Annotated in this window: 22 protein-coding genes; 8 read left to right on the forward strand and 14 right to left on the reverse strand. The window is 27.4% G+C overall.

Translation table 11 applies throughout. The features are described from left to right. Positions 1-438 precede the first annotated feature (438 nt). Genes ACQY5W_RS07290 through ACQY5W_RS07305 form a run of 4 tightly spaced genes read left to right on the forward strand, consistent with a single transcriptional unit; the run spans position 439 to position 4981 of the window. Positions 439-1080: a TnsA endonuclease N-terminal domain-containing protein gene (locus ACQY5W_RS07290; RefSeq protein WP_428024301.1), complete on the forward strand. Its 642-nt coding sequence runs from the start codon at positions 439-441 to the stop codon at positions 1078-1080. Then, positions 1073-2968 carry a Mu transposase C-terminal domain-containing protein gene (locus tag ACQY5W_RS07295; RefSeq protein ID WP_428024302.1) on the forward strand — a complete coding sequence of 632 codons (1896 nt, stop codon included), beginning with the start codon at positions 1073-1075 and terminating at the stop codon, positions 2966-2968. Before ACQY5W_RS07290 ends, ACQY5W_RS07295 begins: the two co-directional genes overlap by 8 nt. Continuing rightward, a complete protein-coding gene (locus tag ACQY5W_RS07300) occupies positions 2965-3822 on the forward strand; it encodes a TniB family NTP-binding protein (protein WP_428024303.1) in 858 nt (285 codons plus the stop codon). The genes ACQY5W_RS07295 and ACQY5W_RS07300 overlap by 4 nt, the downstream gene beginning before the upstream one ends. 31 nt (positions 3823-3853) lie before the next feature. Next, entirely contained in the window at positions 3854-4981 is a 1128-nt protein-coding gene (locus ACQY5W_RS07305; RefSeq protein WP_428024422.1) for a TniQ family protein, read from the forward strand. Here ACQY5W_RS07305 and ACQY5W_RS07310 read toward each other — a convergent pair. Continuing rightward, positions 4961-5281 (reverse strand): hypothetical protein, encoded by a 321-nt coding sequence (locus ACQY5W_RS07310; protein ID WP_428024304.1) that lies wholly within the window; start codon positions 5279-5281, stop codon positions 4961-4963. The genes ACQY5W_RS07305 and ACQY5W_RS07310 overlap by 21 nt on opposite strands. Before the next feature lie 173 nt (positions 5282-5454). Between ACQY5W_RS07310 and ACQY5W_RS07315 the strand changes: the two genes are divergently transcribed. Beyond that, entirely contained in the window at positions 5455-8352 is a 2898-nt protein-coding gene (locus tag ACQY5W_RS07315) for an HsdM family class I SAM-dependent methyltransferase (protein ID WP_428024305.1), read from the forward strand. A gap of 3 nt (positions 8353-8355) precedes the next feature. After that, positions 8356-9024: a hypothetical protein gene (locus ACQY5W_RS07320; protein WP_428024306.1), complete on the forward strand. Its 669-nt coding sequence runs from the start codon at positions 8356-8358 to the stop codon at positions 9022-9024. Positions 9025-9098: 74 nt separating this feature from the next. Here ACQY5W_RS07320 and ACQY5W_RS07325 read toward each other — a convergent pair whose 3' ends face one another. The 5 genes from ACQY5W_RS07325 to mnmG all read right to left on the reverse strand — a co-directional run bounded on the left by ACQY5W_RS07325 (position 9099) and on the right by mnmG (position 15558). Then, positions 9099-9620 carry a histidine phosphatase family protein gene (locus ACQY5W_RS07325; protein ID WP_428024307.1) on the reverse strand — a complete coding sequence of 174 codons (522 nt, stop codon included), beginning with the start codon at positions 9618-9620 and terminating at the stop codon, positions 9099-9101. Beyond that, positions 9620-10609 carry a hypothetical protein gene (locus ACQY5W_RS07330; RefSeq protein WP_428024308.1) on the reverse strand — a complete coding sequence of 330 codons (990 nt, stop codon included), beginning with the start codon at positions 10607-10609 and terminating at the stop codon, positions 9620-9622. Before ACQY5W_RS07330 ends, ACQY5W_RS07325 begins: the two co-directional genes overlap by 1 nt. A 22-nt stretch (positions 10610-10631) precedes the next feature. Beyond that, positions 10632-11705, reverse strand: a complete 1074-nt coding sequence (locus tag ACQY5W_RS07335; RefSeq protein ID WP_428024309.1) for an HD domain-containing protein — start codon at positions 11703-11705, stop codon at positions 10632-10634. A 252-nt stretch (positions 11706-11957) separates the two neighbouring features. Next, a complete protein-coding gene (locus ACQY5W_RS07340; RefSeq protein WP_428024310.1) occupies positions 11958-13646 on the reverse strand; it encodes a hypothetical protein in 1689 nt (562 codons plus the stop codon). A 31-nt stretch (positions 13647-13677) separates the two neighbouring features. Then, the gene (mnmG, locus tag ACQY5W_RS07345) at positions 13678-15558 is read right to left on the reverse strand and encodes a tRNA uridine-5-carboxymethylaminomethyl(34) synthesis enzyme MnmG (protein WP_428024311.1); all 1881 of its coding nucleotides are present in this window, start codon (positions 15556-15558) and stop codon (positions 13678-13680) included. 170 nt (positions 15559-15728) lie between these two features. Here mnmG and ACQY5W_RS07350 point away from each other — a divergent pair, with 170 nt between their 5' ends. Continuing rightward, entirely contained in the window at positions 15729-16346 is a 618-nt protein-coding gene (locus ACQY5W_RS07350; RefSeq protein WP_428024312.1) for a riboflavin synthase, read from the forward strand. On the opposite strand, the gene mreC is transcribed toward ACQY5W_RS07350, so the two are convergent. From mreC to ACQY5W_RS07385, 7 genes are read right to left on the reverse strand one after another with little or no spacing between them, the layout of a single operon-like run. Beyond that, complete coding sequence (gene mreC, locus ACQY5W_RS07355) at positions 16330-17076, reverse strand: rod shape-determining protein MreC (RefSeq protein ID WP_428024313.1); 747 nt, start codon at positions 17074-17076, stop codon at positions 16330-16332. The genes ACQY5W_RS07350 and mreC overlap by 17 nt on opposite strands. 52 nt (positions 17077-17128) lie before the next feature. Next, a complete protein-coding gene (locus ACQY5W_RS07360) occupies positions 17129-18160 on the reverse strand; it encodes a rod shape-determining protein (RefSeq protein ID WP_428024314.1) in 1032 nt (343 codons plus the stop codon). A gap of 21 nt (positions 18161-18181) precedes the next feature. Next, positions 18182-19408: an ATP-dependent Clp protease ATP-binding subunit ClpX gene (gene clpX, locus ACQY5W_RS07365; RefSeq protein ID WP_428024315.1), complete on the reverse strand. Its 1227-nt coding sequence runs from the start codon at positions 19406-19408 to the stop codon at positions 18182-18184. 5 nt (positions 19409-19413) lie between these two features. After that, positions 19414-20202, reverse strand: coding sequence for an acyl-ACP--UDP-N-acetylglucosamine O-acyltransferase (lpxA, locus tag ACQY5W_RS07370; protein WP_428024316.1), 789 nt, complete (start codon positions 20200-20202; stop codon positions 19414-19416). Between the two features lie 8 nt (positions 20203-20210). Then, entirely contained in the window at positions 20211-20654 is a 444-nt protein-coding gene (gene fabZ / locus ACQY5W_RS07375) for a 3-hydroxyacyl-ACP dehydratase FabZ (RefSeq protein WP_428024317.1), read from the reverse strand. A gap of 51 nt (positions 20655-20705) precedes the next feature. Then, positions 20706-21749, reverse strand: coding sequence for a lipid-A-disaccharide synthase (gene lpxB, locus ACQY5W_RS07380; RefSeq protein WP_428024318.1), 1044 nt, complete (start codon positions 21747-21749; stop codon positions 20706-20708). After that, complete coding sequence (locus tag ACQY5W_RS07385) at positions 21750-22823, reverse strand: epoxyqueuosine reductase QueH (RefSeq protein WP_428024319.1); 1074 nt, start codon at positions 22821-22823, stop codon at positions 21750-21752. A 65-nt stretch (positions 22824-22888) separates the two neighbouring features. Between ACQY5W_RS07385 and ACQY5W_RS07390 the strand changes: the two genes are divergently transcribed. Further along, positions 22889-23272 carry a hypothetical protein gene (locus ACQY5W_RS07390; protein WP_428024320.1) on the forward strand — a complete coding sequence of 128 codons (384 nt, stop codon included), beginning with the start codon at positions 22889-22891 and terminating at the stop codon, positions 23270-23272. Here the strand turns inward: ACQY5W_RS07390 and ACQY5W_RS07395 are convergent. Further along, positions 23269-23994, reverse strand: a complete 726-nt coding sequence (locus ACQY5W_RS07395) for an IclR family transcriptional regulator (protein ID WP_428024321.1) — start codon at positions 23992-23994, stop codon at positions 23269-23271. The genes ACQY5W_RS07390 and ACQY5W_RS07395 overlap by 4 nt on opposite strands. Positions 23995-24284 lie beyond the last annotated feature (290 nt).

The following is a 24284-nucleotide window of genomic DNA, read 5'->3' on the forward strand; positions in this document are numbered from 1 at the left end:
GAGACTTCAAATATGTTGGACAAGTATGTTGATCGATATGTGTGCATTATTAATTCTCATATGATTATGATTGTTGCTTGCCTAATTTTGGTCAAAATATGGATTAAGTGCTGTCAAAATTTCATAAAAACTATATTCAGAATTTGAAAATATATTTAGAATTATATCCAGAATTTAAAAATTATATTTACAACCCAAAAGTATCATTGTATTCAGAATTTTCAAAACAGGTCTATTCTTACAATTACAAAGCAGGGGTATAATCGACTTTTCTATTGGAATTTAACACTATTAAGTCCTTCTAACAGAATAGAGATTGTGGGCTAGTTCGTTTTGAAAAATAGGTCTAAACTTTTAAAGCCTGAAAACGAGGTCCTATTTTAACATTAGCCTCCAAAATAGGCCCTCTAATATAATTGCCCCTTATTTTTTTTGCTGTTGACAAAAAGAAAACCAAAGAAAACTTTTCGTTCAGTAACTGGATATTTTCCTAGTAAGAAAAATGATAGAAGTTTATTCTTTGAATCAATACTTGAAAAAACTCTTTTTATTACTTTAGAATTTGATGATAATGTATTAACTTATTTAGAACAACCTATAAAAATAGACTATAAATTGAAAAATAGAAACACAAGTTATCATCCAGATTGTCTTGTCAATTATAAAAAAGGAAAATCAAAACTTATAGAAGTTAAATATAGTACAGAGTTGATAGAAAAAAAAGATAAACTTGAAATCAAATTTAATCAAGCAAGACTCTATGCAGAACAAAATGATTTGATTTTTGATACTTTTGATGAGAGATGTATTGATATACAAACTTTGAGAAATATGGAGTTTCTTTACTCTTTTGCTTTTCATCCATGTGATAATGAAAAGGAACAAATAATTCTTGAGATTTTAAAAGAAAACATTGAAGTATCTGTCTCAGAACTATTAACATTAATTACAGAAAATAGATTTGAGCAAGCCAAATATTTACCATATATTTGGAAATTAGTGTTTGATAAACTCATTAAACTTGATTATCAAAACATACAAATAAATATGAACTCACAACTAAGGTTAAATGATGAATAAAATTTCTTTAAATATAGGTTCAAAAGTTTATTTTGAAAATAGAGAATATGAAATATCTAAACAAATTTCCACAAAAGAAGTTTTATCAAAAGAGATCGAATTCCCTTATGAGTTTAAAGTTTTAAAAATTCACACTTTAAAATCAAAGCCAGAAAAAATTCAAGAAGTTGATATTAGCCTATATGATAAAAAAGAGTGGGAAGAAGCAAATAAAAAATATAAGATTATAAAGCCTTTATTAACAGGTAAAAGAAATACAAAAAAAGATGTTGAAGAAGTTGCAAAAGAACATAATACCAGTGTGCCTACAATATATAGATGGATACAAGATTACAATAGTACGGGAACTGTAAGTTCTTTAGTTCCAAATTTAAAGAAAAGAGGAGGTCCTAAAAAAAATAGACTTCCTAAAGAAGATGAAACAATTATAAAAGCAGTTATTGATGAGTATTATTTAAATTCACAAAAATACTCTATACCTTATATTTATAGAATCATTCAAGAAAGATTTCACAATGCAAATTTAAAACCACCACATCTAAATACAATCAGAAAACGAATTGATAATTTAAGTTCAAAAGAAGTTACAAAACAAAGGGATTCAAGTAAAGTAACTGACACTTGGGGAACACCAGGTAAAAATCCAAGAGGTAATTTTCCTTTGGAACTTGTACAAATAGATCATACGCCATTGGATTTAGATTTAGTTGATGAAGAAAATAGAGAATCTATTGGAAGAGCATATCTTACTTTAGGAATTGATGTATTTAGTAGAATGATAATGGGATTTTATATTTCCTATGAACCTGTTAGCTTTTTTAATACAGGGCAGTGTATTTTAAATATGATTATGCCTAAAGAGGATTTCTTAAAACAACAAGGAGTTAAAGGAGAATGGCCTATTTATGGTTTGCCTAGAGAGATTTCTACAGATAATGCAGGAGAATTTAGGGGAATTGACTTAACTAGGTTTTGTGAACAATATTCTATAGAAATAGATTGGCGTCCAGTTGGTCGCTCGTTCTATGGTGCAAATGTTGAGCGTGTTTTCAAAACTTTAAGTAGTGAAGTTCATAATTTATCAGGAACAATGTTCTCTAATATTGTTCAAAGAGGAAATTATAATTCTCAAAAAAATGCAGCAATGACAATAGGTGAATTTGAACAATGGTTTACTGAATTAATTGTAAATGTGTATCATAAAAAAATACACAGTGAACTTGAAATGACTCCTGAAGAGAAATATATGGAAGGAATTTTTGGCTTAGGTGATTATCCAGGAACTGGCTTACCTCCAATTATAGAAAATACTAAATTTTTAAGATATTCACTGCTACCTTCCTTTGAAAGAACAGTCCAAAAAACTGGTATTACCTTAGATCATGTTACCTATTTTTCTGAAACTTTAAGAAAGTGGATTGTTCCTCAATCTGCAACTAAAAAAGGAAGAAGTAAATTATTCATTTGTAAAAGAGACCCTAGAGATATAAGTAAAATATATTTTTATGATCCAGATATAAAAGAGTATTTTGAATTACCATATAGAAATATTACAAATCCTAAAATAAATCTTTCAGAGCTAAGAGAAACTATTGCAAAAATAAAAGCTGATAAAGGAGATACTCATTCTCTTGATGAAATGACTCTTTTTCAAACATATAAAAGAATGAGAGAAATAGAAGAGAATTCTAAAGTTAAAACAAAAAAAGCAAGACGTAAAAAAAGTTCAAAAACCCATTTAACAAAAAAACTTGAGCAAGAGAAAAAATTAGTGAAAGAAGATGTAGAAGAAAAACAAAATGATTTTAACAAAACCACTATCAAAAATCTAGATATAGAAACACCAGAATTGTTTAGTTTTGACTTAATAGAGGAGGATGAAGTATGAATGAAAATTTATCTCCTCAATTAAGAAAATATCTTGATTTAAGTGATGAAGAAAGAATCTTTTTTATTCAAAAAGATAAATGGATTGACTATCCTGATGCAAATAAAATATTGGCAAAAATTGAAGATATTTATAATGCTCCTAAAAGTATAAGAAGTAGAGGGATGCTTTTGTATGGAGATAGTAACAATGGGAAGTCAGCTATTTTGAAACGTTTTTACAGAAAATTTGCAAAAGACGAGTATATAGATGAAGATGGAGATTTAATTCACTTGATGCCTCTTGTATATGTTATAGCTGAAGCCTCTTCTGATGAATCAATAATGTTTACTGAAATCTTATCAAGTATGAATGTTCCCGTGAATCATAAAGAAAAAGTTTCAAAGAAAAAGGAAGAAGCAGTTTTTTATTTAAATTTGATGAAAACAAAATTGATAATAATAGATGAGATTCAAAATGTACTACATGGTCCACATAATAAAATGGCTCAACTTATTACCTCTCTTAAAACATTAAACAATAAAACAGGAATACCTATAATACTTGCAGGTACTCAAGATGCTATGTCTGCTATATCAATTGATAATCAAACGAAATCAAGATTTAAACCTTATGAATTACCACTATGGAATAATGATGAAAATTTTTTAAGATTTATTGCCACTATGGAAGCTATGTTGCCATTAAAAAAAGCATCAAATATATTTAAAAATTATGAACTACTAACTTATCTTCATGGTCTATCGAAAGGATGTATTGGTGAAGCTATAGATATTTTAAAAGATGCTTCAATTTATGCCATTAGAACAAAAAGTGAGAGAATCACAAAAAAAGAGATAAAGGAGTCGTTATGATCTCAAAAAAGAACTAAACTATCCCTTTCAAATACATCTACATCCTTTAGAAGATGAACTTTTAAGTTCATGGCTTATTAGAATGGCTCATGCTCACTATATGTACCCAACTACCTTTTTAAATTTACATATTAAAAATACTAGAACAAATTCATATACTAGAAGAGACATTGATTTTTATGATAATAAAGAGTTTTTTGATTTATTAAGTAAAAAAAGTATTTTATCTAAAAGTGAATTACTAAATATGTCACTACGAAGTCAAGAAGGCTATCTTTTTATAAATCAAAGTTTATATCCTCCACAGCAAATAAGAAGACTAATAGATAAAAGAACACATTTTGGCTTGATGTATTGTCCTAAATGTTTAGAAACGGATGAAATACCTTATTGGAGAAAGAAGTGGAGATACTTTTTTTATACAGCTTGTCCCAAACATAAGATTTTTTTAACTGATAGATGTTGGCATTGTTATAAACCAATAAAACTTTTAAAGATGGAACTAACAGATAAGATAAATTATTGTAGTAATTGTGGTGCAGATTTAGGTTTGACTGATACGCATCAAGATAATATCCCCGATGATTATGGCTTAGAAGCTATAAGATGGTTTGAAGAGGGATTAGAAAGAGGGTATTTTAAGATAAATAGACAAAAAGTTTGGTCTGCAATGTTTTTTCATATCTTTTGTAGATTATATTATCTGTTGGATAGAAAACAAGATTTAGTTTTACCTAATTTCTTGAAACTGAATGAGTATAAAGATATTTGTAAAAAACATGAAGTTTATAATTCAAAAAAAGCAAGTGCTGTTTATAAAATTTTTTATGTAAATAGTATGATTTTTCATCTTTTTCAAAACTTTCCTTTTAATTTTTTAGATTTTATTGAGTCAAATCATTTAACATATAGAGAATTTACTCATGGATTTAAATATATTCCATTTTGGTATGAAAACTTATTGATGGAGTTAATACCTAAACAGAATAAGATAGGAAGAGAAATAAGTGAATCAGAAGTAGTTGGAGCTATTAACTACTTGAAAAGTCAGGGGAAGATTGTAAATCAGCTAAATGTTGCAGAAGTAGTTGGATGTCACTTTACAATACATAAAAGGTTTGTTGGAATTTATAAGAAATTAAATTTTAGAAATTATTAATGAAGATAAATATTCTTCTATTGTAATGCCATTCTTTAGGCTTTTTTCTTTAGCAATCTTATAGATATGTGAAGGTAATTGTACATTATTAATATCAGTGTTCAATAAAGTATTGATTTTTAAATCTTGTTTTTTAAGTTTTAAAAATTTTTTAATTGTAGTAAGTGCTTTTTCTGGTACTTTATCTTTTTTTTTCCAATTATTTTGTATGCTTTTAGGGCTATACCCTAACTCTTTCTCTATTTGTCTAACAGTAAGATTATTTTCTTTTAAATAATCTAAAAATTCATTATAATTCAAAACTTATCCTTCTTAAGATATGTAATGGTATATAAAAAATTACAATATGTCAATTAAATATTGATTTATTAAACTACATTTATAAATAAATCAATATTTAATTGATATTTTTAACTTCTTTATAATAAAAATATGATAAAATACGGTATTTTAAGATAGGGATTACTTAATAAATGGGAATAAAATTAGAGCTTAGTTCTGCTTTACAGAATGGTTTATCAAAACTACAAATGCTTTCAAATAATACTCCTAAGATGGGACTGAAATTTGTCTCAAATATTAATTCTGAGTTAAATAATTATATAAAACTTCATTTACTTGATGCTAAGAAATATGGTGCTCAAGCAGTTTATTTTAGATTTTTTGAAAATCGACCACCAATCCCTCAAATTTATATTTATGAAGAGAATATAGATATCAATGTTTTGCATAAAAAGCTTTGGAGTTCTTGCAAAATACCTATATTCTTTGTATTTACAAATAATGAAATTAAAATATTTAATAGTATGTCTAAAAATGATGTTAGTGAACAAAATATAAAGCCAATTGAAGTCATTAACCTAGCATCAAAGACCCAATCAAAACTTAACAAATTTTCAGCAAAAATGTTTGATACGGGAGAGTTTTGGAACGAAGAGTATAATAAAAGTTTTTCTCACAAAAATAGTGCTTATAATTCACTATTAGATAAACTTGAAATTGAGAGAAAACGACTTATAGAAAAAAGTAAATTATCCCCAGAATTAACCAATAGTTTATTGATTAAATCTATTTTATTAAAATATTTAGAAGAAAAAGAAGTTTTTGAATTAAATTATTGGAATAAATTTCTTAAAGGAGCAAAATCATTTATTGATATTTGTAAATCAAATGAGGCTTTAGTAGATTTATTTGATGCTTTAAGTAATCATTTTAATGGTGGAATATTTAAATTATCAGATGAAAATAAGAAAGAAATAATTAACACCGATTTAGCAGAGTTTCAATATTTTTTGCAACCAAATATTGATAATAATAAACAATTATATTTTTGGGATTTGTATTCATTTAAAGATTTACCAATTGAACTAATAAGTAATATTTATGAGTTATTTTTAATAGAAAATGAGAAAGAAGGAGTAGTTTATACTCCGTCAGTATTAGTTGATTTTATGATTGATGAAATGATTCCTTTAGATGATACAAGAGTTGACTTCAAAGTAATAGATCCGGCATGTGGTTCTGGTATTTTTTTAGTAGGAACATTTAAAAGACTTGTTCAAAGATGGATGATTCAAAATAATTTTAGGCAACCTAGTGTTAAAAATTTAAAATCATTAATAACAAATAATATATTCGGAGTAGATGAAAAAAAGGAAGCTGTTGAAGTGGCAAAATTTAGTCTTTCGTTAGCAATATGTGAGATTTTAGCCCCAGAAATTATATGGAATGAATTACATTTTGATGATTTATCTCAAAATGGCAATTTAATTGCAAATGATTTTTTTGATGTTATAGACAATAAAGAAAGTTATCCTAAAATGGAAGATTTTGATTTAGTAATTGGGAATCCACCATTTATTTCTAAGTTAACAACAAAATCATCAAGATTAACAGAAAATAAAAGTTTAAATGCAAATAAAAATAGACCTAAATTACCAGATAATCAATTAGCATATTTATTTTTAGAACAAAGTTTTAAACTATTAAAAGAAAATGCATTTATTGCTTTGGTTCAACCATCTGGATTTTTGTACAACAATAACGTGGAACAATTTAGAAAATATTTATTTAAAGAATTTAATTTAAGACAAGTTATAGACTTTACAGGATTAAATAAACTATATGATGGAAGTAAAAAAGATAAAAATGGAATAAAGGTACCAATAAGTGTACCTTCTTTAGTAGTATGTTTTGAAAACAATAACCCAAATTTAGAAGAAAGTGAAATTTTACATCTTACCATAAGACAAACATTTGAATCTAAAGAAAAGCTATATTTTAATTTAAGCTATTATGATTTTCATTGGTTAAATTATTCGAGTGCAATAGAAAATAAGTATATATGGAAATGTAATTTATTGGGTGGTAGTAGGACCATAGATGTAGTAAATAGATTAGATACCTATAGAAAACTAGGGCAATATTTAGAAGAAAAAATACATGAATCTGGGTGGATATATCTTGAAGGATTTATGGATGAGAATAGTAACACAACTAAACCTAAAAAATGTGATTATATCACAGGACATCCATTTTTACCAGCTAAGGCATTTTTAGAAAAAGGAATAGATAACACCAATATATATAATAAAGAAAATAAAGTTTTCCATAGAATAAAACCAAAAGAATTATTTAGTCCACCACATTTATTGATAAAAAAACAACTAGGTAAAACTAAAATTATTAGTGAATTTAGGAATGATTATTTGACTTTTAAGAATGATACAATTGGAATACATGCACCTAAAAACGATGAGAGTAATTTATATACATTAAGTAGTATATTATCAAGATTTTCTAAAGAATATTTATTTTATTTAGCTTCTACAAGTGCTAAGGCAGGAATTGATAAAGCAACAGTTTTATATAAAAATGATATTGATAATTTACCATATCCTGAAAATATAGAAAATATAAGACTATCTCAAATTGAAGAATATTTTGCAGAAGATACTATTAATTATATGCTTGATTGGATTAATGGAAAACAAAATTTACCCATATTTAAAAATGTTAGTAAAAAACAATTGCTAGAATATCAAAAAATATATTGTGATTTATTAAATACAATATATGATAAGTTTAAAGCTTTAGAAGTATTACAAACAGAACAATTAGTAATAATGTCTTTCTATTATAATGAAGTTCCAGAAAGTTATTTATTCAATAATGATTTAACTGATTATGATATTGAAACTTTAATTAACTATAAAATATGTAACAATATTAATATAGTTAGAATATTTAAATATTATGATAATAATTTAATTTATATTATTAAACCTAAGCAATATCGTTATTGGCTTAAATCTATTGCGGTAAGAGATGCCGATGATACCTTCGCTGATTTAGTAAATATGAGATATTGATTTATGCAAGCAAATAACAAAAATATACTACAATCAAGTTATGGTAATCTGGCAAATACTTACAAGCCTTTGTCTTTATTAGTAATAGATTTTATTGAAGCTAATATATCTACATTTATACAATATTATATTGATGGCGAGCAAGAAATGGGGCTAAATAGTAATTTTGTTTTATGCATGAATACTCAGATTAAAAATGAGCTTTTTTTATTTCAACATGAAGATCCTGAAAATACATCATCAGGAAATTCTCCCCGTATTGATATAGGAGTATACACAAGAGTTAAAGGAAGAAGAGGAAAAAGATTTTTTGCTTTAGAAGCAAAAAGATTGAGTACAAAATTAGATACTCGTCGTAAAAAAGAATATGTTCTTGGAGACGGTGGGGGAATTGAAAGATTTAAGAGAAATATTCATGCATGTGAATTAAGTACAGCTGCTATAATAGGTTATGTTCAAACTGATAGTTTTAATACTTGGGAAAGTAAGATAAACTCTTGGATAGATGAAAAAATCACTTCTTCAAGTTCTTGTGATGTAACTTGGGTAAATAGCGATAAATTAGTCAAAAAAAAAGAAACATTACAAATAGCCAAATATTCCTCAGAGCATATACGTATATCAAACAAACAAATTAATTTGACTCATCTATGGGTTAATTTAATTAAATAAGATTAATAGAAATATAAAGTGCTAAAAAAGTTTTATGAAAAAATAAATTGAAAACTTAAGAAAGCTGATATGATTTATATTTTTTCAATATACCACTTATTCTCTTTTTTATAAAAGTAAATAATTTGTGCATTTTGTATCTTATTAATTTTATTTATTTTCCCTAATAAAAGTTGACAAATATATTCATAAGTACCAGAGTGTCCTATGATAATGAAATTTGATTTATATTTTAATTTTGAAAGTCCATACATTATTTTCTTTTTGTAGATATAGGGATGACTTCCTTGTTTAAAAAAATGTTTTTTATACTGAAGTTTTTTCCTTCCTGTTAAAATTCCGAAATCTCTTTCTTGAAATTCTTTTATTACACTTATTTTTATATTTAATTGAGAATTAACTATAATTGCAGTTTCTAATGCCCTAAAAAGCGGACTTGAAAATATTTCAGTAATATTCCTATTTTTAAGAATATTTACTGAATCAATAACATCCTTCCAACTAGACTCTAAAATTGAAACATCAATTAATCCAGTATATCTTTTATGATTATTTAAGAAGGTTTTCCCATGTCTTATAAAAAAAAAATTATTCATTAAAAAACTAAAGCATGATGAATGGGATGCCTTTCATCATACGTCTGTTTTAATAATAAAGATAATGACCAAGAAAAATGTTTACTTTCATTTTTTAAGTTTCTAAATATTTCAATTTCTTTGGAATTATCAGGAGTTGCTTTATCTAGCTCTTGTCTAACTCTTTCTTTTGAAATTTCTGTTAAAAAATTGTTATACAAATACAATGCTTTATCTGATTTTGTTCCCATACAATATTGTATTCTTTCAATTGGCGTCATTTTTAAAAATTCTAATGTTTCACTTATTTTTTGTTCACGTGTTTTATGAGCTGTTTCAGCAATTACAATAAGTCCACCAAAATAAAGTAGTTTTCGGGAATAAGCTAATTTTATATTTCGTACTCCCCAATCCTTCTGATTTTCAGTAACTTTGTATTCAAAATCTGTTGCCATAGTTCTATAAAAACGAATTATATCATTTAAAAAAAATCTACTTATTTGATGATCAGAAACACTTTTTTTGATATATTGTTCAATTAAATTTCTTCTAAAAGTTTCAAAAAGTTTTTCATTATATAGACATGTACCTTCTAGTAAAAATAACATACGTCTAGTAAATTTAGTATTACTATCTTTTGTACCACCAAGATTTGTTGTCAATTCTTGGATACTTACAATTGCTTCTAGTCCAAAAGTTCCAGTATCTCCAGGGTCTTTGGGAACCAACGATTTGATAATCTCATTTAAAGGCTTAGTAAAACTTTCAAGAGGTTTGATATCTTTATCACTTTGTATAAAATAATTTTTAGGAAAATAATTATCATCTATAATTACAAAATAATCTAAATCAGACTCTGTTGAGGCTTCTGCCCTTGAAAAAGAACCTGTTGCTACAATACAAAAATCTTCTGAATCAATAGAATTTCTTATTTGTTTTTTTAAACTTTGAACAATATCCTTAGAATATTTATTTGCATTATCAATAGTTTCTAAATTATTTATAATCACTAGTCTCTCCCCATTCTTTACTTTAGTATGAAAACTTTTTTTGATAAGAATTTTCACTTTTAGATTTATTTATAGAGAATATTTCTCGTGACTTTGTATGTACATACTTTTTTAAAATATCATTTACTTCATTCACTTCAATACTATTATTTATTTTATATTCTCTTTTTACAAACTCTAAATCTTTTCCATAAAACTTATCTTTTTGTTTTTTTAAATTATATAAGTTTTCAAATAAAATTTTATGTTGTTTTTTAAAATCTATATCATGTAAATAAAAATCATTTTTACTAATATTTTGAGAATTTTTTTCAATAAATGACTGACTGAAATTATCTGCATAAATATGTAAACTAGAGTTAATTATTTGGCGGTATACCTTATCTTTAAGTTCCCAAAACTTATCAAGAATTGCGGATTTAGAAGGATCTAGTACAGCTTCTAATACTTCAAATGTAGTTGGAACTGCCATTAATGTTTTGTTTTTATTTCTAGAATTACATATATACGTATATGTTCTTATAATACCATCAATAGTATCAATATTTATTGGATTATCTAAAGCAAAAGCATAATCTTCTTTACTATTACCATTTAACAACTCAACCAATTTATTAATATTGATTTCATTCTGATTTAATATATTATATAACTCTGTACCTAAAGGAGATTCTCCATTGATAATATTGATACCTGCCTGGTGATGAGAAAGATTAAATATTTTTTTAAACGATGGTTCCATACTATGAGATAATGGACCATGCCCAATATCATGTAACAAAGCTGCACAAACCAAATAATTTTTATCATGTTCATTTAGGTTTGTTAGTTTCGCATATTTTAGTGCCAGTGCAGCAACAGATAAAGTATGATCATAACGAGTATGTTTTTTTTTGTTCGTATATAAATAATCAATTGCACCTAAAAATGAAATATTTTTTAGTCTTGTAAAAGTTTTACTATCAATAATTTTTTGAAATAGTCGTTCTTTTTTAAGTTCATTAATTAATTTAAACGTTTCTTCACTTTGGACACTTTCAAAGTAAAATAGTCTAATAAAATTTAATTTATTATTAACATTGTTTTTAATTTTCATGTACTCATATTATCTAAAATACTATTACATATAACTTTTATAAAAAAGTTACTTCCTATGTTTACTCTACACTAATTTGAATTTTTGTTTTATAATTTACTCTGTTTTTGGTAATATGTAGTTAATCTAAAAAACTAATAAAAGATATATACAAAATATGTGCAAGAAAATTTTTTTAGATTGAATTTTATGAAGTCTTGATAATTTACATGTGTTTTTTCAGTTTATATTCAAAATATAAAATCAAATTGTTCATATTTTTTTATACAATAGTCTCAATAACCATCTCTCAAGCACATCTTCATGGTCATTCTCATCATTGATTTGAGCATGTCGATGAGTGTTAAATTTTAACGTATTTAAATCATTATAAGTATCTTTTATTTCTTGTAAAATCTTTAGTTCAGCATATCTCATCTCAAGAACTTCAGTGATTTCATCTTCAAATATCTCATTTTTTGAAGCAATAACCCAAGTTGCAAAATCATTATGTTCTGACTCTACTTCAATTAAAACTATTTTTATATCATTGTATTCAAAAGCACAAGTAACATATTGTTTTATTCTATTATGTATAGAACATTGACTTGTTAGCTCATCACTTTTTGTATAGCTAACAGGTACATTTTTGGGTGTGTCATCGTATATAAATTCACTAACAAGATTAGAGTTTTCAATAAATTCAATACTTTCTAAAAAGATATCAAAAGTAGGAGGCTTAGAAACTTCATTTTTATTATCATTATCTGTTTCTAATTTTGATTGTTGAGCAGTTTCATCACCTGAGTTTTCTCCTTTTGAAAAACTTACTGATACTTCACCTTTCTTTTCCTTATCAGTTACTATAGGTACCTTTGAATTTTCTTCTTCAAGAGAGCCATAGATAATATTTTTATTTAATAATGATAGATTTTGAGTATTTTCCATTTCTCTAAGTTTGTTTGTACCATTAATTGAAGAAGGGGTTTTAGTATTAACATTTTTTTTTCTTTTTTTAGGTTTTCTACCTTTTACATGTAATCCTTTTTCATCATCTGGATCGATCTTCCCATCTTTTTTCTTTTTCTTTAAAATTGTAAGCTTTTCAAAATCTAAGGTTGAATCATCATTTTGTATTTCATTTACAAGATAAGTTTTTTTATTTGTAGAACTATCTTCTATTTCAATATATCGTATTTTGATATTAAAAGTTTCTCTTTTGGGGAATAAGGCTTTTATAGGGATTAAACCCGTAGGCTTTTTAGCCATATCATTTTTAGTTTTAAATGCTGAAATATATCTTGAGAAATCTACAAAACCTTTTTGAGCAATTTCGTCTGTCAAAAATCTATATATAAATGGTCCATCAAGTTTAGATGCATGTGACTCTAATACTAAGATGGCATCTGTCTTATCTCCTAGATTTGAATTTACACTATCATATAAAATAAATGGATTTCCTTTATATAAAGACTCTTTCATGGAAGAAGATTTAAAATAGTAATAGAGTGCTATAACATATGAAGGAATAATATATTTGCTATCTTCATCTTCATGTACATAACAAAAGTTTCCTCCGTATTTAAAGGCATTAAAATCATTGTTACCTAAAATATATTTGATACTATCTTTTGAAAGTACTTTATAAAGAGGTTGCTGTTCTTTCATTTGTAAAGTATCAATTTCAAGATAATCTTCAAGCACATTTAAATCTTTTTTGACAAGTTTCCCTTCTTTATAAATATTTCCTAGTTTAAATTTATATCTTAAAAGTTCTGGGGCAATTTCAACTGTTTCTAGATAGTTGGTTTTTATATTTTGGAACTGTACTAAAAAGTTGTGGCTATTTTTATTATTGTGGTTATATTTTAATCCAAGAATAGCATTTAGTTTAAAACTAGAATATTGACCCTTTTCAGTTTGCATAAAATCAAGGGTCAAATTTCTAGTTGAAGTAGGCATTAAATTATCACTAACTAATGTATATTATCATTTACTTTTGTATCTTACATTGTAAATTTATGTATAAATGTATAACATCCACAGCAGCTGGTGTTATTCCAGAAATTTCTCCTGCGTTGAAAAGTGTTGGTGGTCTGAACTTTTCTAACTTTTCTATTGCTTCATTTGAAAGTCCAGGGATTTTTTTATAGTCAAAATCTTCTGGGATTTTTAATTGGAGCATTTTTTTCATTTTTTCTATTTGTTTTTGTTGTTTTTCAACATATCGATAATATTTAGCTTCGATGATTATTTGCTCTTTGATATACTCATCTAATTCTTTAAATTGTGGACATAATTCATCAAAATGTTCAGTTGTAACACCATTTCTTCCAACTATATCAACCAATAAAACTCTATCTTTGATTTTATCTTGACCTAGTTTTTCTAAAAGTTCTAGGTTTTCTTTTTTAGAAGTAAACCATTCATCTTTCATAAAATCAATTGCTTCTTTTATACACTTTTCTTTATATTCAACTTTTTGAATAGTTTCATCATCTATTAGACCAATTTTATGTCCATAATGGCTAAGTCTTATATCTGCACCTTCTTCTCTTAAAAGTAGTCTATACTCTGCACGGCTTGTAAACATTCTATATGGTTCAGATGTTCCTTTTGTAACTAAATCATCGATTAAAACACCTATATATGCTTCATCTCGTCTTAGTATTAAAGGCTCTTTTCCATCAATCGCAAGTGCAGCATTAATCCCTGCCATAAGCCCTTGCGAAGCCGCTTCTTCATATCCTGTAGTTGCATTGATTTGTCCAGCATTGTATAGGTTTTTTACTTTTTTTGTTTCAAGGGTATGTTTTAACTCTGTTGGGTCAACATAATCATACTCTATGGCATAACCATATCTTACTATTTTAGCATTTTCTAATCCATCAATTGAGTGTATCATCTCTTTTTGTACATCAATTGGTAGAGAAGTACTTAGACCATTGATATAATATTCTGTACACATTGCAGTTTGTGGTTCTAAAAATAGTTGATGTCTATCTCTCTCACTAAACCTATTTACCTTATCTTCAATACTTGGACAATATCTAGGTCCACTTCCTTTGATTTGTCCAGTAAAAAGTGGAGCTCTGTGGAAATTACTAGAAATTTTCCCATGAGTTCCCAAGTTTGTATATGTGATATAACATGGGTGTTGTTTTGGGTTAAATGTTTTTTTATCTGTTCTAAATGAAAAAGGAGTAGGTTTTTCATCTCCTCCATGTTCTTCCATTTTTGAAAAGTCTATTGATTTTGCATCAATTCTTGCAGGTGTTCCAGTTTTTAGTCTTCCAACATTTAGTCCAAACTCTTTTAATTGAGTAGAAAGTGTAGTTGATGGTAATTCCCAAGCACGTCCAGCGTCATAAGTTGAAGTTCCTATGTGAATAAGACCTTTCATAAATGTTCCAGTTGTAAGAATTACTTTTTTAGCTTTAAACTCTTCTCCAAGTTTTGTTTTGATTCCACAAACTTCAAGTTCATCACCATCTTTTGTAAGTAAAGATGTAACTTCATCTTGATAAATCTCTAAATTAGGAGTATTGTGACAAACTTCTCTCATATAAGTTCTATATTTGTCCATGTCTATTTGTGCACGGCTTCCTTGAACAGCTGCTCCTTTTGAAGCATTTAATATTCTAAATTGAATTCCTGAACTATCTGTACAAAGTCCCATCTCACCACCAAGAGCATCTAGTTCTCGAACTAAGTGACCTTTTGCTAGCCCCCCAATTGCAGGGTTACAGCTAGCTGCTCCTATTTGTTCCACAAGCATTGTTATAAGTAGAGTTTTTTTGCCCATTCTAGCACTAGCTAAGCAAGCTTCAATACCAGCATGTCCTCCACCTACAACTATTACATCATATTCCATTTTATCTCCATAAATACATAATTGCAAAATGTATCTTTATTTTTTTGTTTATATTGAAAAGTGTTTGAAAGTTTGATTAATTTTTTAGAATAGTTTAAAATTAGCTTCTCAATAAATTTTCGGTATTATACCAAATATTTATGGTTTTACAAAAGTTTTAAAGGAGAGATGTGTTTACAGGACTAATTAGAGAGATGGCAGAGGTGTTAAGCTTCAAGTCAAATCTTCTTACACTAAAGGCAAAATATACTCCAAAAATAGGTGATTCAATAGCTATAAACGGTGCTTGTCTAACTGTAGTAAAAGTTTCAAGTGGCACATTTAGTGTTGAACTCTCACCTGAATCACAAGAAATTCTTGCAATGGAAAATTATAAGGGTAAAGTTCATATGGAACCTGCCATGATGATGGGTGATAGATTTGAAGGGCATATTGTACAAGGTCATGTGGATTGTTTAGGAACAATTAAAGCTATAAACAAAAATGGCAACTCATCAGATTTTATTATTTCATTACCAAGTGAATATGCAAAATATATAATTCCTAAGGGAAGTGTGACTATTGATGGGGTTTCACTTACAGTTAATGAAGTTTTAAAAGACTCTTTTAGACTTACTATTATCCCACACACTATTGAAAATACATTATTTAAAAGATATAAAATAGGAACAAAAGTAAATTTAGAAACAGATATGTTTGCTAGATATATTTACAATATGTTCAAAGGTGAAGATAAAAAAGATGGATTAACTTGGAATCAAGTTGATAAAATTATGGCTTCTTATTAGGTTTTGTTTCAGTTTGTTTTGTAAGAGGTTTTACAATTACTTTTTTTGAGTATATGTAAAAAAAGTTTTGCTCCAGTGCATTTATGTATGGTTCTATTTTTGCTTCTTGCATATCTGCCATTTTTCTAATAGCTACAACTTTCCCAACTTTTAAACCTTCAAAGAAAATATTATCCATCCCAGAAGTAATTACTTCATCTCCAACTTTTATATTTATCCATATGGGAATAAATTTTGCTAAAAGAACATTAGAATTAGGATTTCCATGGGTAATCCCTGGTGCATTATTCTCTCCAATAAAAACAGCATAATTACTTTTTTCATTTCCATTTAATAATGCCAATGCTTGATCACCTTTATTTACTACAATTCCAGCTGCATAATTCTCTGAAATTAAGCCTTGTATTTTAGAGTCTGTTTTTTTTACATCTAGCCAAACTTTTGTAAAGTCATCAAAATCAACATAAGATAAAACTTTTGCTAGTTTTAAGTCAGATTTGTAGTTTTGTAAATCAACATGAATATCTTTTATTTTTGTTAGTTCTAGGTTTTTTTCTGCATAAAGAAGTCTAAATTTTTTTAAATCTTGATTTTCTAATTCTAGGTTTTCAATTGTTTGTGCTTGAAAAAAATATTTTGTTAAAATCTCTTCCACAACAATTAATTTTTCAGTATAAAATTTTTTAATATCATTTATAAATTTAAAATTTGAGCTTACAGACTGGTCCACATTAAAAATGTATAGACCAGTCATTATAATAAAAAGAAGAAAAAAGAGTATTTTATTCATTAGAAATTAATTTTAATAAAGCTTCCTCATCCAACACTTTACTTGTACCATAAGCAACAGCTAAAAGTGGCTCTTCAGCAACTTTTACAGGTAATTTAATAATGTCAGCTAAATAAGTATCTAAACCTCTAATTAGAGCTCCACCACCAGTTAATGTAACACCATTATCAACAACATCTCCTGCTAAATCAGGTGGCATATCTTCTAATACGCTTCTAACTGCTGCAACGATTTCTCTAAGAGGTTCTTTAATAGCTGTTCTAACACCCTCAGAACCTAATTCAATAGTAGATAATAATCCAGAATTATCTCTACCTTTTACTCTGATTTTTAACTCTTGGTCAAGTTTAACAGCCGTTCCTATTTCTATTTTGATAGTTTCAGCTGTTCGCTCCCCTATATATAAATTGTAGTTTTGTCTTACATAATCCATGATAGCTTTATCACATCTATCTCCAGCTGTTTTAATTGATTTAGATAGAACAAGTCCCCCAAGAGATGTAACACCAATTTCAGTTGTACCACCACCAATATCAACAACAACATAACCAGAAGGGTCAGAAACAGGAATACCTGCACCAATTGCAGCTGCCATTGGTTCTTCTACAAGAAATACTTCTCTAGCTCCTGCACTTAGTGCTGATTCTTTTACAGCTTTTCTTTCCACTTGTGTAATTCCATATGGAATACAAATAATGATTCTAGGTCTTATAAAAGATTTTCTTGAGTGAGCTCTTTCGATAAAATATCTAATCATTCTCTCTGTCATTTCAAAGTCTGCAATAACTCCATCTCTCATTGGTCTTACAGCTTGAATATTTAAAGGTGTTTTACCTATCATTTGTTTAGCTTCAACACCCACTGCTAATATTTTATCTTTTCCATATTTATCATGTTGAACAGCAACAACTGAAGGTTCATTGATAATAATACCTTTTCCTTTTACAGAAACGATAGTATTAGCAGTCCCTAAGTCGATAGCCATATCACTTGAAAAAAATCCAATTAATTTGTCTAAAAACATATACTCTTTCTCCTTTTTAAATTAAGCAATTTTTGGTTCTTTTTTATCACTTACTACATCTTTTGTAATAGTAATAGTTTTATCTTTGTAGTTTGGTAAATCAAACATAATATCTAACATAATATCTTCTAAAATTGATCTAAGACCTCTAGCACCTGTTTTTCTTTCAATAGCTTTTTTAGCTATTTCAAGAAGTGCATCTTTATCAAATTCTAGATTTACTTTATCCATTTCAAATAATTTAATATACTGTTTTACTAAAGCATTTTTTGGTTCAGTTAAAATATGAACCATATCATTTTCAGTGATTTCATTTAATGTAGCAATCATATGTAATCTTCCAATTAACTCTGGAATTAAACCATATTTTACCAAATCATCTGCTTCAACTAAAGAGATAAGTCCATCATCATCTTTTTTACTTTTTTTAGTTTGGTTAAAACCTAAAACATTATTACCTTTTTTTCTTTTGATAATATCTTCAAGTCCATCAAACGCCCCACCACAAATAAATAAAATATTTGTAGTATCAACTTGTATCATATCTTGACCAGGATGTTTTCTTCCACCTTTTGGTGGAACATTTACAACACTTCCTTCTATGATTTTAAGCATAGCTTGTTGAACACCTTCTCCTGATACATCTCTAGTGATTGAACGATTTTCACTCATTCTAGCAATTTTATCAATTTCATCAATAAAAATAATTCCAGTTTCTGCTTTTTTTACATCACCATTTGCTGCTTGTAAAAGTCTTGTAATAACATTTTCAACATCATCACCCACATAACCAGCTTCTGTTAGACTTGTTGCATCTGCTATTGCTAAAGGCACATCTAAATATCTAGCAATAGTTTGTGCAAGTAATGTTTTTCCAGAACCTGTAGGTCCTATAAGTAAGACATTTGATTTATTTATTTCAGTATCTTCACCTATTTCATTTTTTCTAAAAATTCTTTTATAGTGGTTATAAACAGCAACTGATAAAACTTTTTTAGCTCTATGTTGTCCTACAACATAATCATCAAGTAAAGCTTTTAATTCACTTGGAGTATGAAGTTTTAGTTCAATTGCTTTTTGTTCTGTTTCATTGTTTGAAAACTGTTCGTCATCTGCAGGTTCTTTTCCGCTCATTATATCAAAAGCAGCGCTTACACAAGATTTACAAATAGAAGCATTGTCCCCAGATATAACTGGATTTACATTACTATCTTGTGCCCCACAAAAATCACATTTTAATTTACTCATTCGATTTATTTCTCCTGCTTTCTAATAAAAGGAATACCTCTTTTTGTATTAATAACAAAATTTGCTAATTCTAAAATATATTTATTATCTTGAGTTCTTACTAATTCATTAGCAACTTCTTGTATAGGCTGTCCTGATTCAAAAATCTCTTTATATGCTTTTTTTACAGCATTTATATCATCTCTATCTAATCTTCTTCTTAATCCATTAAGATTTAGACCTCTAAGATTTGCACGATTTCCTTCCGCTAAACAAAATGGAGGGATATCTTGAGTTACAACAGAACCTCCACCAACCATTACATGGCTTCCTAGTTTACAAAACTGATGAATTGGAGTTAATCCACCCACAACTACATAATCATCAATTTCAACATGACCAGCAAGTGTTGCAACATTTGCAAATACACAATGATTTCCAATAATTACATCATGTGCAACGTGAACATATCCCATAAAAAGGTTATTGTCACCAATTCTTGTGATAGAACCACCACCTTTAGTACCAGGGTTAAAAAGTGTAAATTCTCTAATTTTATTGTTATTACCAATGATTAATTCAACTTCTTCACCCTCAAATTTTAAATCTTGGGGATCTGTTCCAAGTGCTGCGTGGGAGTAAATCTTATTATTGTCACCAATTGTTGTTTTTCCAGTAATAACACAATGTGAACCAATAATATTTCCATTACCAATTTTTACATTAGCACCTATGATTGTATAGGCACCAATAGTTACGTTATCACCAATAATTGCACCATCTTCTATTATAACCGTTTTATGGATGTTATTCATCAAGTAACCTATTTATCCATTACCATAGCTTTTAATTCAGCTTCAGCGACTAACTTATCATCAACAAAAGCTTTACCCTCAAGTACAATTAATGTCCCTCTTAATTTTTTTATTTCAATTCTATATTCTAGTCTATCACCAGGTTTAACTGGTGCTCTAAATTTTGCCCCATCAATACTCATAAAATAGATAACTTTATTTTGTAATTCTTCTTTTGATAAATCATTACTTTTTAGTGCTAAAACTCCTCCAGCTTGTGCCATACCCTCTAGGATTAAAACTCCTGGATAAATAGGATGTCCTGGAAAGTGTCCCATAAAAGCAGGTTCACTAATAGAGATATTTTTGAAACCAATAACACTTTTACCTTTTTCCATCTCTGTAATTCTATCTACAAGTAAAAAAGGGTATCTATGTGGAAGTATCTCTTGAATCTGTGTAACGTCTAACATCAATTTTCCTATATATTTTTATTTAAGGCATATATTTTATCAAAATATAAATTAGTTTTGAATTATATGAGCCACATTCTTGGAACTTCCAAATTTTAGATACTCTCTAAGTATTTTTGAATTTTCTATGAATTTCTTTGTATCCATTTTTTTATAATCATTTAAAAGGTTTTCAACAGTTACATTTTCTTGTAAAAATTCACTATGAATTAAACCTTTTCCCATCTTTGAAAAGAAAATATTAGCTAATCCTACAGCTGGAAGTTTAACAAGACGTGAACCAATAAAATAATCTAGTTTTTTAGCAATATAACTAAGTGTAAAAGGTGTTCCAATTAGTGCTGCTTCTAGGGTTGCTGTACCACTACAAATAAAAGCATAATCAGCTTCTTTTAGGCTGTTATGGGCATCATTTGAGATAGTAAATGCTGATATGTCTCCATAAAGAGTTTTAATATATTCTGTATCAAATTTTGAAGGAATAATTAAAATATACTCTTTATTTGGGATATGCTTAATTAGTTCTTTAAAAATTGGCATAAGATTTATAATCTCATTTTTTCTACTTCCAGGCATAAACGCTATTTTATTAGTATTTGAAGCTTCAGTTTTAAAGTCTTTTATTTCATCAAGTAAGGGGTGCCCGACATAATTGATTTTTTCTTTTTGTGTATAGTAGTCTTTTTCAAAGGGTAAGATAGAACAAAGTTTATCACAATATTTTTCAATCTTAGGAATTCTTCCCTTTTTCCAAGCCCACGCTTGAGGAAGGATATAGTAAATAATCTCTTTATTTGGATATTTTTTTTTGATAGCTTTTGCTAAAGGAAGATTAAATCCTGATGAATCCATAAGTAAAACTTTGTCAGCTTTTTGTGAAAGTTCTACCATCTCATCTTTTAGTTTAAAGAAAAATGGTAATCTTTTTATAGCATCAACAAAACCCATGATAGCAAGTTGTTCAATATCATAGTTAGGATTTCCAAGTTTTTTATCAAAGATGCCAAAAAGTTCCACATCTTCGCTTAGATGTTTTTTTAATTCAGCTAAATGGATATTTGATGATGTTTCCATTGCACTTACAAGAAGTTTCATTTATATAATTACCTCTTTTGTATCATCATATACTTTTGCATCGATAGTAATATCATATTTACCATCTATTATTTCATCTATAATTATAATTGCAGATAGTCCATAAGGATTTTGGGTGATATCATTTCTTACTTTTAATTCAGCTTCAAAAGTTAATGGATGATACATCAAATCTTTTACATTTCGGTAGTGTGATTGGGTAATGTCATTAAAAGTATCTATACTTAAAAGTTTAACTTCATCTTTGTTCAAATAGTATATTTCTGCTTTTTCAAATGCTATTTTGGCATTTGTTTTACCCCTATTTATTGTTGAATAACAAAGAAAATATGAAGGTATAATTTCCCCATCAATTTTAACTTTTGCATTTAGAAGTCTATAGTTTAGAAATCTTTGTTTTATGATTCTATATGGAATATTTGTCTCTTCTAAATTTGTTCTTTTGTTGTATAAATTTAATCTGTATTCAATTGATTGGGGCAAAGTTTGATTAGAAAGGGGTAAAAACATCTCATCAATGATTTTATCTTGGTTTTCCCTTTGGGCACTTAATCCAAATAAGCAACCACAATAGTTTTGTCTATAAAATGAGTTTTCTTTTACAACTTTAGCTTGCTCTTCCATCCCTTTACCACTTCGATAATCTTTGAATATCCATTTAAGACCGTATTTTTTTTCTAAATCATTTCCAATAATTTCAAGTTTTTCTTGGGATTTTTTAGGAGAAATTAGAAGGGTAGTTGTAAATTTATCATGTCCTAATTCAACAGCTTTTTTTACACTTGTTTCCAATCTATCATCATAACAAACCGTACACCTATCCCCTTTTTCTGGTTCATTTTCTAGACCTTTTACTTTTTTTAGCCACTCTTCAAGATTATATGGACCTTCAAGTAATTCTATACCTAATTTTTGGCAAGAGTACTCCACATCTTTTAGTCTAAGTAGGTATTCATTGTATGGATGAATATTTGGGTCATAAAAATAACCAACTAATTTTTCATCTGGAAAATCTTGTTGAAGTCTTTCTAAAAAGTAGTGACTATCAACTGAACAACATATATGAACAAGCATTTAAATCCTTTATTTAATCGTATTATAGTAAAATTATTTTCAAAATCAAAGGAGAAGTACTTTTCATGAAAATATTTATATCACTATTAATTGTGATTTTCTTTTTCTCATCATGTGCACAAAAGCAAGTTATTAATTCCTCAAGTGCTACTATTTTGATAAAAACACCTACTATGAAATTTTATGATAAAGGCTTTATTTATAAGTATGATAGTTATACTCAAGTTCAAATATACAGTGCTGGTAAAACTGTTTTGGATTTGAAAATATATGAAGATAAAGTTTGTCAATCAATGTTTGAGTGTGAAGATTTAAAACAATTCAATAAAAAATATTTACACAGTTCATATAAAGAAGATTTTTTAAAATCAATTTTTGATAACAACAATAAAGAGACAGTTTTTAGGGATAAAGAACATAATATTTTAATAAAAATAAAAAAAGATTAGATAACAGGATTTACAAGATTAAAGATTTGTTTAGCTATTTCGTGACAACTATCTTGATTTACCCTTGCTGATAATCCTGAAATACCAATAGTACCTACAAACTCTCTTTTGTTATTGAAGTATGGTACTGCTATTGAAAAAAGTCCAAATTCATACTCTTCAAAACCAATGGCATAACCTCTTTGTTTCACCAAGTCAATCTCTTTTTGTAGTCTAGTTACAGTTGTAATAGTATTTACAGTATATTTTTTTAAGTCTAAAGTTTTTAAATCTATCTTTTCAAAAGCTAATAAAATTTTACCAAAAGCATTTGTATGAAGTGGAGCATGTAGTCCAATTGAATTTTTTGTTTTTAAAACTCTATTTGATTTATCCACTTGATTTAAGTATAAAACAGCATTATTATCAAGTATTCCAATATATGAACACTCATCCGTTAAATAAAAAATCTCATCAAGTAAAGCACTTGTTTTTCCTACTATTTTATCCCTTATCTCTTTTTGGGATATATTTTTCATAATATCACTTAATACAAGCTCCTTTGAGTTTTCAACATACTCTATAAAACCTTCACTTACAAGAGTTGTGATAAGTCTTGACATTGTACTTTTGTCTATATCAAGGGTTTGGCATAGGTAATTAGCCGTTAAAGGTTTAGTTGATTTCATAATAGACTTAAGTATTGATAAGCCTTTTATTAGTGATTTATTTTGATTTTGCAATAGTGTTTCTTTTAATTTGATTTTTCTAATTTTAACATTTTTTGGTTAAATTGCCTTTTTTTCTTTCTTCTAAACTTAAAATTTTCTTGGACTGTTCCGTGAAAGAACAAATATATAATTTAAAGTACAAATTGAAAAGATTTAATTTCATCTTTTAAGAGTTTTGAAAAAAAATTTCTCACTATGTGAAACTCATAAAAAGTTGTATTTTAAAAAGTACAATAAAATGGCTATTTTGGAGCTTTATAAAGAAAAACTTAATTTAGAAATTAATAATTGAATTTATATTT

It is taken from the genome of Arcobacter sp. (assembly GCF_050300555.1).
Taxonomy (GTDB): domain Bacteria; phylum Campylobacterota; class Campylobacteria; order Campylobacterales; family Arcobacteraceae; genus Arcobacter.